Source organism: Marinimicrobium sp. UBA4209 (genome assembly GCF_002381585.1).
GTDB lineage: Bacteria > Pseudomonadota > Gammaproteobacteria > Pseudomonadales > Cellvibrionaceae > Marinimicrobium > Marinimicrobium koreense.
Genome location: NZ_DFTP01000103.1, coordinates 79,143 through 90,587, shown reverse-complemented (window position 1 = coordinate 90,587; position 11,445 = coordinate 79,143). Strand labels below are relative to the sequence as shown.

6 protein-coding genes are annotated in these 11,445 nt (G+C 53.2%); all 6 read right to left on the bottom strand.

Translation table 11 applies throughout. The features are described from left to right. Positions 1-436 precede the first annotated feature (436 nt). Genes B3187_RS15170 through hsdR form a run of 6 tightly spaced genes read right to left on the bottom strand, consistent with a single transcriptional unit; the run spans position 437 to position 11,322 of the window. Positions 437-964, bottom strand: a complete 528-nt coding sequence (locus B3187_RS15170; RefSeq protein ID WP_286807310.1) for a hypothetical protein — start codon at positions 962-964, stop codon at positions 437-439. After that, positions 964-1,665 (bottom strand): DUF3800 domain-containing protein, encoded by a 702-nt coding sequence (locus tag B3187_RS15165; protein ID WP_286807309.1) that lies wholly within the window; start codon positions 1,663-1,665, stop codon positions 964-966. The genes B3187_RS15170 and B3187_RS15165 overlap by 1 nt, the downstream gene beginning before the upstream one ends. Positions 1,666-1,714: 49 nt before the next feature. Further along, the gene (locus B3187_RS15160) at positions 1,715-5,659 is read right to left on the bottom strand and encodes an RNA-directed DNA polymerase (RefSeq protein ID WP_286807307.1); all 3,945 of its coding nucleotides are present in this window, start codon (positions 5,657-5,659) and stop codon (positions 1,715-1,717) included. Between the two features lie 10 nt (positions 5,660-5,669). Next, a complete protein-coding gene (locus B3187_RS15155) occupies positions 5,670-7,385 on the bottom strand; it encodes a restriction endonuclease subunit S (RefSeq protein ID WP_286807306.1) in 1,716 nt (571 codons plus the stop codon). Beyond that, positions 7,382-8,866, bottom strand: coding sequence for a type I restriction-modification system subunit M (locus B3187_RS15150; RefSeq protein WP_286807305.1), 1,485 nt, complete (start codon positions 8,864-8,866; stop codon positions 7,382-7,384). Before B3187_RS15150 ends, B3187_RS15155 begins: the two co-directional genes overlap by 4 nt. A gap of 53 nt (positions 8,867-8,919) precedes the next feature. Then, the gene (gene hsdR, locus B3187_RS15145) at positions 8,920-11,322 is read right to left on the bottom strand and encodes an EcoAI/FtnUII family type I restriction enzme subunit R (protein WP_286807304.1); all 2,403 of its coding nucleotides are present in this window, start codon (positions 11,320-11,322) and stop codon (positions 8,920-8,922) included. Positions 11,323-11,445: the final 123 nt, after the last annotated feature.

The window sequence follows — 11,445 nt, the reverse complement described above, 5'->3', positions numbered from 1 at the left end:
GAAAGATAGAGTAATACCCTACCGTATTCACCACATCCAAGGTCGTTTGCATCATTCAACTGTTCCAACGAGTTCCATTAAATCCGCGTCGATAAACCAGGCGCCACTGGCCTCGACTCTCGTCTTGGTGCGGGTTTTGAGCATAGTGTCGCAATACCTCTGGGCTGGATTTGGCGGACGATGAGATCCGACCCAGTGCTCGAACGCACCAAACAGTGTGACAACGGTGTCCTGATGCGGATGGGATTGAGATTTTCGTAAAGCGATAATAGCAGCCCCGGATTTTTATACCTAAAAGGTATAAGAACACATTTGATTATGGCTTTTAACGCAAGTATAGTTATTAACAGGTCGGAAACGACCGGTTGATCCTTTACCCAAGGTTTTGGATCGTGGCAGCGCCTCAGTCGCCGATAAGACTGGGGCTTTTCTTTTTCTAGCCCCCCTGTTTTTTCGCCCCGACTTTGGTCTCCACCAAAAAACTTGTCCGTTTGATTTGCTCCATGTAGCTCCGGTCTGCCGGGAATGCCGTGACGAACTGGTGTGGTTTGCCTTTTTCTTTGGGGTCGTCGAATACCACTACATAGCGCTCTTCCACCACAACCAATGTCCGCCTTTTCGCCTGCCGTCCCCGGTCGGTTTTTCTGGTTTGGGCGTATCTCTGAATAGTTCCGGCGCTGAGTTTCAGAACTTCTCTAATCCACAGGATTCGCCTAAGGCGCTTGCGAGACCATCCGTTATCGTGGATGCCTGAACTGGTACGGTGGTTCTTTGCCTCTGAAAACGCGTGATTAAACGCTCTTTCCGAGAACTGATAGCGACAACCTGTCCAGTCTGTGAAGACCCGCCGTTCACCGTTTTCGTCCCAAACGTAGGTCTCGTGATAGACCTGTCGATACTTGGCAATGAGTTCTTTTTCCGTATCCGCTTTCAGACGAAGCTGTGGCCACAGTGACTCGCACATCAGACACGGCCCTGCCAGTCAAAGATGTTGAACTTCTTCTCGCCTCTAGGTGTGCCTCCGGCCAGTGAAGTACGTCCCAACCCTGCCTCAAGTCTACGCAAGAAAGCGATTTTGGCTTTACTGGCACCTTCCACTTTATCCCTCTCATTCCATGCGTAGCCCACGGCACCAATCAGCAAGTCAGCCAATTGCACCATGGGCTGGTTGTCAGACCATACCGGTTCGAGGCTGAGAACATGTGCGCGGCCTGACAATTTGCGAGTAAGAACGGTTTTCAGGTCCTGAAACCGGTTGCTGGCGGCGTTCTGCTGCCAGTCGAGGTACAAGCGGTACTCGTGGGATGGTTCTAGCCAGTGCACGAGCATTTGATAGTAGAGCTTGTAAAAGCCCAACTCAGGGCTGCCTTCGTTATACCGCTCATGGTCGAGATTGTGTCGGTCAACCACGATGCAGCGAAAGTTCAGAAACGGCGTATCCAGAAAAATATCCAGAAGGTCATCGTAGAACCGGGCGCGATTTGGCGAGAGACGTTTCCAGCCAAGCTCTCCATGAGCATTGTGTAAGGCTTGAAGGCTGTGTATCCGGTGTACCAGCGCTTTTTTCTCGTCCCGAGGGCATTGTAGAGCACCTATGACAGCGTAGCGGTCTCCCTTGTCCGACGTATGGCGGCTTTCATCACAGTAAATGTTGAAAACGGTCATGTCTGCAAGGCTCCTTAGAAAATGGCTGTAGCTCGCTGGCAATAAATGGTCATTGAACCTCAACGCCCGCCGGTGCAGCTTTAAGTTTTATGCCTGACTGCATGCTTGTACCGACCCCATCACGCCTGAAATCGAACATGTTCATCTGGAACGTATTAATTGTCACTTGGTCGTTCCCACTTGAGTGAGCAATCAAACGTTCGTGTCGCTTGTCATACGGTGCCATGGCATAGGAACCGCCATATTCGCCCGTGTTAACCAGCACAACGTGTTGATACATGTGGTAGTGCAATGCTTCAACCATAGAGTCAAAGGTGTTCACGTCTCGGTTAAGGGCAGGAATTAGTAAGGCATGGGATTTGTCTCGAAGGTCTGCACTCAGAGCTATGTCTGTAGAATCAAAACAGATCGCTGCGGTTACAGTGAAACCGTTTTGTTTTGGGAAGGCCGGGTGAGCAAGTTCCAGCATTAACTGGTAAGGGCGCCAGGGCTGAATTTTTAGCTTCTTCTCGGGAGCCGTCATGTGGTGTTTACCCTGAAACCGATGGATTTCGTTGCGATTGCCGTTATGTTTTCTCGGCACGATCCACACCGCACAGTTATTTGGCCCCTTAACACCAGGCTGCTCTACAAAGCCAAGCCCTGCGACCACAATTGCGTGAGTTTTGCGGGATAAATGAATCAGAATATCCATGTCGTCCTGATGCACTGCTAGCTCTGGTAGCACGATCAGATCGATGTCTTGTTCACGCCCACCGTTCTTTGGCTTTTCGAGGTGCTGTGCCTCAATGTGCTTGGTAACCAATTTAGCCACACGGGCTAAATGGCACCTGTGCTTCGCCCGGTAATCACTGTCATTAAGGTATAGACCGTGGTCAGCAAAGTCCTGCTGTTGTGGCATTTTTGTTTGAACCATGGCAACAGTCAGGCTTTTCTTATCCGGTTTCCAGTTTGGTGAAACCAGCTCAGGGAGGCTTGGCATGCCAGATTGCCGGCAGTAGAGAAGTTTTAATTTAGCTAGGCGTTCATTAACGATTTTACTGACACTCTCACAGGTGAACTCCGTCGGCCATGAGTAACCTTGGTCATTTACACGGATGCCTGGCCATTTGAGCAGCTTGGATAGCAGGGTTGTTAACCATCCCGAGAACTGAGCAGCCTCCCCCGCAAGTGACTCCGGCGTTGTCAGTAAGCCAATCTGCCTTTTGAACTGGGTTGTTTTGAGGCCACGGTACCCAGTCTTTGCGGTAAGGCTAGGCCCGAAGCCTGTGGGGTCTCCTGAGCCGGATAACGCTGCACGCAGACATAGCGCAATGCGTTGAAGAAGGAATGTCTCGTTGCGCTCGGAATGTAGATGGCTGGCGGCTTCAGAAAGAACCTTGTTGAACTTCAGCTTCACCAGAAGCTCAGAATCAAATACAGAGAAGGCGGGCGGTGCCGAGAAGTGCCCAAACTTCACTTGGGTTTTGGCCAGGTCGATTACTTCATCTGGTTCTGCTGTTTCAAAGGCTTCACTAACATTTAACAGAGCCTGCATAAGCTTTAACGCCATTATTTCGTTTCCGAAGGGATTGTCTGGCCGCGAAACAAGCTTGTATAGCGAGATGTAGGAAGTGATTTGTTCCAGCTTTCTGACTGAAGGCCTGGTGTTGATGTAAAGCTTTTCTATCAAAGCCTGGACTTCATCGGAGTTTAACCAGTTGTACTTCAATGCCCGGGCATGGAGTATCAGTGCTCTGAAGAGTGTTGCATCTTGAATCGCAATCAGCGCCAGTACCTCAGGGGCATTTCGTCTACGCTCCAGAAGGCCTGAACTTGCGCGAAGGAGTGGCTTGGCATTCTCCACTAACTGTCTGGCAACGATTATTCCTGTCGCGATATCGCGTTTAGAGGCCGTCTCGGGAAGAGTGATATTCCGGAATCCATTAGCGAGCTTGAAAACAAAGTCATGGAACCAACAGCCCGAACTGCTCTCCAGTGTTGTATCCATTCTCACCAGAAGCAAGAAACGAGCCTGAGCGGCTAGAAAGTTGAATGGGATCGGTTTGGGCTTAGTTTCTGTTGCAGAAGGTAGATTCTGGATGGAGTTGGTTATGTTTTCCATAGCCACATCTTCTATGGCTTGGGTCTGTAGCAGCTCAAAAAATTGATCTACGTCGGCATGCGCCGGCATAGCCTGTCTGTCTTTGCGATGAATGATGGTTGCCGCATGTCGATAGATCTCGGCGAGACAATACTGCCCAATAGCGGCTTGGACGGTAGCTTGCTTCTCTTGAGTACCAAACGGGTCGCCGTAGGGTAAGGATCTTAAGTAGTTGAGTTGATCCAGCACTGGTTCAAGTAGTTTGGTACTGGGAAATAGCTCGAGCCCCTTTTTGAGCAATAGCACCACGGCTGGGTCGCGACTCCAGCAGGCGACGAACCGCCGAGCGAGGCGTTCTTGCAGGTAGTCCCAGTCTCCAGGAACTGGCCTGCCATTTTCGTCCGTTTGGCGCGATGAAAAATGACGGAAATTGTTTAATAGCCTTGAAATCTTGTTAGCGGCAAAACGTTTAAGTGTATCTTCGCGGACATCAAACATGTCCTTCTCAATTGCCGCAAGTCGATTGAAGTATCCTGCCCCGTCTGATTGATCTGCTTCGTTGGCTTTGGACAGAGCGAGCAGTGACTCCAATTGACCAAGATGAATTTCAGCGTCGTCATACGATACTGGGCCAGAGACGTTCTTCTGTATATCTTCCAAGGTCTTAGATATTCCCACAGACTTTCCTCTGAAGGCTTCGATCTTGGTTTTCTTGGGGTTTGCTTCGAGACTTAACTCACGCAGGGCTGGGTTACCAACATCAAATAATGAGTCAGTTATAATGTCTAAGTGGCTTTCAGTCTGGGGCTGAGGCGCCTCCAAAAGGCGTTCCTCCAAGCCCTGTCGATTAGGACCGACGAGAACAAAACGCATATCATCGACATAGCGACAGTAATCAACCAGCTTGATACCATACCTATCATTGATTACTTGTCCTATGAGACCCTTCATCAGGCCATCAAAATCGGACATGTAAATATTGGCGAGGAAGCCCGATGCTACCAATCCCTGGGGTAGTCCGAGAGGCGCCACAGGAATTGCATCAGATGAAAACTTTTGTTTGAAAGTTTCATCCGCTGCCTCTGACCAGTTCCAGCTCCTGAAAGCCTCGAGAACATTTTTTACAAACACCATTTCATGTTCGTCTGTTATTCCTTGCTCACGAGCCATCTCCACAATTCTCTTTACCAGCGATGGTCGATCGATCCGGTCGAAGAATTGAGCAAGGTCGATCTCTAAAAGGTAAACCTCTTCCTCATCAGACTTTTCTTCTAGCTCCTTTCTAGCGAAGTAATACGGACGCTCAAGGAACTTCCGGTAGTCCGTAAAATACTTGCTGTAGATAGTCGTCGCGCCGTAATTGTGATCGGCTTTTCCGTCCTCATACTGGCAATAAAGGCGATTACCGTAACTAACGATTTCTTTGGCATGAACCTCTTCATATTCAGTCGAAGGGTCTCCTTGCATGGTTTCGACTTCGTTGGAGAGACACATCATAACCAGCGTCATGATGGTCTGCTCACGAATACCGATATGCGCAAGTGGTCTTAACTTAAGCGGGCCTTCGTCCTGGTCATCACTTCCTGGTTTAGATTCCGGCCGCCAAAGCAACTTATATTCAGCTACTTGCATTGGATCATCGGGCTTCTCAAACTTCCAAGGATGAGATTTAGGTGCCGGAACCAGCTCTAGCGGAGTAAAAGTGAGTCCGTCTTGTAGTTCTTTTGTCCATTCACTGCAGCGATTTGCCAAGTCAATTGAAGATGTGTCGAGTTCGAAGTTATCTGCATACCAGTTGGTTGTGCGGATATACTCATGCGCTTTTTTCCATGCGAGCGCCATGAGGAGCGGATCTGAAAGGTAGTCATCATGCAGCGCAAGCGTGTCGTACTTTTTATCCAAAACTGGCATTGTATTGTCCTTAACTGAGTGCTTGTTGGACGATAGTTTCCGCTAATTGGCAGCGGGTTCCGCGGGCCCGATTCAGGCGTTCTTTGAGCTGGTCGCAGAGGGCCATGAGCTCATCGACTTTTTGGACGATTCGGTGTTGCTCCTTTAGAGGAGGAATGGCGACAGGAATTTCTTTGAGCTTTGAGGCCTTGATACCAGTGGCAGTCATGCCAGTTGCATTCTCAACTAGCTTTTCCTGGAACGGGGATGCCATTATCTGTATGAGCATGAATCGAGATATATCAAGAATATGCCATTGAAAGCATATGGCGCGCTGGGCTAAGGCAAACTCTTCATTCAAGTCTACTATTGCGGCGTTCCCCAACGGTGCCTCTGGCGTAAACAGCAGGTCTCCTTTTCGAGGAAATCCGCGTGTCATCCACTCGGTATAGTCCTCTTCGGAGATAAACTCTTCGGGCTCTAAGTCAATGTAGCCTTGGCGGATATTTTTCGCGGTAATAAGGCGCTTTCCATGGCTAGTCTTTATGGGGGTTTTCCCCCGGTAATCGATGAATTTGGCAATATTACCCAGCTTAATCCATTCCCATGTATCGGGTAAACTCAAGTATTTTTCATCCGGTGACACGTCGTTACCGGCTTTTGTCCTCATGCCTTCATTACTAGCCAGATGGTCTCGAGCCTTTAGCATTTTTGAAACAAAGGTACTGCCAGGCTCATCCCCCGCATCCTGCTCCACCAACCGCCCCATCACCGCCAGCTGCAGGATGGTTTGCTTGAGCTTGTCGATGCTCTGCTCGGTGGTGAACAGGGTGTCAAAGTGGGCGGCGAGGCGGGTCCAGTTGTCGGCCAGTTCGGTGGCGTTTTCGGACTGCGTCAATGTGCCGAGCAGGGTGTCCACGAGGGTTTCGTGGGCTTCGAGCTGGTCATTGGTTTGCTGTTCCAGCCGGTCGCAGAGGGCCATAAGTTCATCGACTTTTTGGACGATGCGGTGTTGTTCTTTTAGTGGCGGAACCGGAACTATGAGTTCCTCCATCTTGGATTTCGTCATGTGAATCATGGCGATACCGCTGCCTGAGGATTTTATCTCCTCAGTAACAGCCTTCAGGTACAGATAAAGAAACCGTTTGTCGATGGCCGCCTCATCGAATAGATCCAGTTTCCAGATATGGTAGTGGTAGATAGCGCGCCCACCATCCCAGATGAATGGACCGAAAGAAGCAGACCAAGCATAAATCAAATCGCCGCTATCAATGTATTTGTCATCTTCTAGCTCTAAGTCAGAGTAGTACCAATCGTTTGATGTGAAAAGGTTGCCTACTCGCAGCAGAGGGGTTCCCGATGAGAGCATTTCGTGCTTCTTGTAGGCCCTGCCATTTATAACGCGCACCACATCATCAAGGCGGCTCCAGACCCACCCCTGGGGTAGACTAAAAGAGGTGTCGTCATTGGTGATAGAGGCATGCTTTCGAACCTTCTTGAGCTTGCCTAGCTCGACAGAAACGGCTTTAGCCTTCAGGCATTGCTCCAGCAACTTTTGAGCGGGCTCATCACTTGTATCTTGATCAACCAGAGAGCCCCTTACAGCCAACTCCAAAATCAACTCCCGAAGCCTCTTAACCCCCGTCAGCTCAATCTTGCCGTTGTTCCCACGGCCACTGGCTGATTTCTTGGTTACTGCCCCAGTCCATAAATCCAGATGCTCTGTTATCAGTTCCTGCGCACTCACGCCGCACCTCCGTTGGCGTTATGGCTGAGGGCATCGGCCAGGATATCCCGCAACTGGTCACGGATTTCCTGGATTTCCGCCTGCTGCTGCTCGTATTGGGCCAACAGCTCGTCCGGGTCGTGGCTGACCTGTTCGCCCACGTGGGGGTTCTTGATATCCAGGTTGTAGTTGCGGGCCTTGATGTCGTCGATGGAGACCTTCCAGGCCTGTTCGGTTTCCACGCGGCTGGCGAAGCCGTCGGCCTCGGTGCCCCACCAGTCGATTTCGGTCTGGAACTCCGAGAACTTCATGGGCTTGGTTTTGCTGTAGCTCTTGTAGCCTTCCGGGTAGGGGTGCTCGTAGTACCAGACGTTTTCGGTGGGCTGACCCTTGGTGAAAAACAGTAGGTTGGTCTTGATGCCGGTGTAGGGGTTAAACACGCCGTTGGGCAGGCGCACGATGGTGTGCAGGTTGCACTCTTCCAGCAGTTTTTCTTTCAACCGGGTTTTCATGCCCTCGCCGAACAGGAAACCGTCCGGCAGTACCACGGCGGCGCGGCCGCCGTCTTTTAGCAGGTGGATAAACAAGGTCATAAACAGGTCGGCGGTTTCCCGGGTGCGAAAGGCGCTGGGAAAATTGGTCTCGATGCCGTCCTCCTCCATGCCGCCGAAAGGCGGGTTGGCGACGATGATGTTGACCCGCTCTTTGGGGCCCCAGTCGCGCAGCGGGCGAGCCAGGGTGTTGTCGTGCTTGATCTGGTCCGGCACTTCGATGCCATGCAGAATCATGTTGGTGGTGGCCAGCAGGTGCGGCAGGGGCTTTTTCTCTACCCCGTGAATGCTGCGCTGCAGCGTCTGTTCGTCCTGCGGGGTTTTGACGTAGTGCTTACGCTTGTGGTCGATAGTGCAGGTGAGGAAGCCGCCGGTGCCGCAGGCCGGGTCCATGACTTTCTCGTCCAGCTTGGGGTCCACCCGGTTGACCATAAACTCGGTGACGGCGCGTGGGGTGTAGAACTCCCCGGCGTTGCCGGCGCTCTGCAGGTCCTTGAGGATCTGTTCGTACATATCCCCGAGTTCGTGGCGCTCGGCGGATTTATTGAAGTTGATGCCCTCCTGCAGCTTGTTGATGACCTGGCGCATCAACTGGCCGGACTTCATGTAGTTGTAGGCATCCTCAAAGACGTTGCGGATCACAATGGCCCGGTAATCGTCGCCGCGCGGCTGAAGGCTTTGCAGGCCGGGGAACAAGGCGTTGTCCACAAATTGCTTGAGCTCTTCGCCGGTCATGCCCTCGGGGTCGGCCGCCCAGCTGCGCCAGCGCAGGTCTTCGGGGATGGGGGACTGATAGTTGTCCTGCAGCAGCTCCCACTCCTGTTCGCGGTCATCGAAGATTTTCAGAAAGAGCATCCAGACGAGCTGGCCAATGCGCTGGGCGTCGCCGTCGACACCCACGTCTTTGCGCATGATGTCCTGTATTGACTTGATGGTGGTACTGATGGCCATTCAGAGTCCTATTGGGTGTTCATTACTGTAGGGAGAAGAGCGCATTGGGGCGCTCAGGGTATGTTCTGGTAGAGGGCGTCTTCCAGGTCCCGGACGGCCCGGGTGTAGCCGGGCTTGCCGCCGAAGCCGTCGATCAGCTCCACAGGCGCTCCGATCTGACTGAAAGGCGCCAGGGTGAGGATTTTAACATCCTCGATGGGTTCGATCCCGGCGTCGGTGTACTTGTCCAGCAGTGCGTCCAACACCTGGCGGCTGACGCCCTGATACTGCTGGAAGTAGTCGTTCTTGCGCACCTGCTCGGCCCGCTCTTTGCGGGACAGGGGCGGCTGGTCGTAGACGATGTGGCAGATAACGTCGAATGGGTCCGGTTCGGCCCCGAGCTTTTTACGCAGCTCGCGGGTCAGGTCTTCCCAGATAACGCCCTGCTCGGCCAGCTCATCAATGATCACCTGCTTGCGCTCAGCCTGATTCCAGCGGCGCAGAAAGTCGTCCAGGGAGGCGTATTGGGCCTTGACCTGTTTGCGGGTGAAGTCCCGCAGGCTTTCGGTAATGAGCTTGCCATCCGGGCCCAGGTACTGAACGCGCTCGGCGAGCACTTTGACCTCCACATCGCCGACCACGTATTTCACCCGCTTGGTGGGTTCGTCCGGGTCTTCTATCCAGGCGCCACGGCTGTCGTCGGACTGCCAGGTTTCGTCCGGCTCCACCTCATAACCCGCCGGATCCTCAGCAATGGGACCGTCGTCGCGCTCGTCCTCCGGCACCACCGGGTCATCCCCTCGGGGTTGGTACACCTGTACCGGGTCGCCGTCGAAGTTGGGGTCGGCAAACAGTTCGGTGGCTTTTTTGAAGTCCAGGATGGTGAACCAGTGTTTGTTGTAGTCGTCATTGATGCGGGTGCCGCGACCGATGATCTGTTTGAACTCGGTCATGGACTGAATGCGCTGATCCAGCACGATCAGTTTACAGGTCTGGGCATCGACGCCGGTGGTCATCAGCTTGCTGGTGGTGGCGATCACCGGGTAGCGGCTTTCCGGGTCGATAAAGTTGTCCAGCTCGGCTTTGCCTTCGGCCTCATCCCCGGTGATGCGCATGATGTATTTGCGGTTTTCCCGCACCCGCAGGGGGTTTAGGTTGACCAGGGCCTGGCGCATCCGCTCGGCGTGGTCGATGTCTTCACAGAAGACAATGGTTTTCTGGTAGGGGTCGGTCTGCTCCAGAAATTCGGTGACCTTGCGGGCCACCAGCTCTGTACGCTTTTTGAGCACCAGTTGGCGGTCGAAGTCTTTCTGGTTGTAGATGCGGTCTTCGATCAGCTCGCCCTGCTCATCCACCTGCCCCTTGGAGGGGCGCCAGCCTTGCAGGTCACGGTCCAGGTCTATCCGCACCACTTTGTAGGGGGCGAGAAAGCCGTCTTCTATGCCCTGCTTGAGGGAGTAGGTGTACACCGGCTCGCCAAAGTAGTCGATGTTGGAGACTTCTTTGGTTTCTTTCGGGGTGGCAGTCAGGCCGATGTGGGTGGCGCTGGAGAAGTAGTCCAGAATGGCGCGCCAGGCGGAGTCTTCCGAAGCGCTGCCCCGGTGGCACTCGTCAATCACCACCAGATCAAAGAAGTCCGGTGAGAACTGCTTGTAGATGTTCTTCTCATCGTCGTTGCCGGTGACCGCCTGATAGAGAGACAGGTATATCTCGTAGGAGGGGTCCACCGTGCGATTGCTGACCTTGGTCATGGCCTGACCGAAGGGCTTGAAGTCATTGTTCTTGGTCTGGTCCACCAGGATATTGCGATCGGCCAGAAACAGAATGCGTTTTTTCTGGCGGGACTTCCACAGCCGCCAGATGATCTGGAAGGCGGTGAAGGTTTTGCCGGTGCCGGTCGCCATGACCAGAAGCACCCGGTCCTGGCCCTTGGCGACTGCCTCTACGGTGCGGTTGATGGCGTTGGTCTGGTAGTAGCGCGGGGTGCGGCCGGAGCCGTCGTCGTAGTAGGGCTGCTCGACCGTCTGTTGGGCATGCCCATCCAAACCTTTCCACTGACAGTACCAGTGCCAGAGGGTGTCCGGGCCGGGGAATTGATCCAGGGAAAGGGTTTGCTCGGTGGCGCCGCTCAGGCCGGTGCGGTCGTGAAACAGGAAACCGTCGCCATTGCTGGAGAACATAAAGGGCACATCCAGCGCCTCGCCATAGGCCTGGGCCTGCTGCATGCCATCGCCCAGGCTGTGCTTGTTGTCTTTGGCTTCAATTACTGCCAGGGGCTGGTTCTTCTGATGAAAAAGCACGTAGTCGGCGCGGCGCCGGCTTCCACGGGTATGTAAGCGCCCACGGACTATGATCCGGCCGTTGGTGAAGGACAGCTCTTCGCGGACTTGAGATTGGATATCCCACCCGGCGTTTTGGATGGCCGGGGTGATGTATTTGGTGCAGATATCGCGCTCGGACAATACCTTTTTGTTCATGGGCTCATTCCCGCAAGTTCAGGCGACGTGGTGACTGTACCTTAAAGTTGTGTGGAGTTCACGGGAGGTGGGTTATTACGGCGAATGCGCGGTCCGGGGCGTTGGGTTACGGCGGATGCGGCC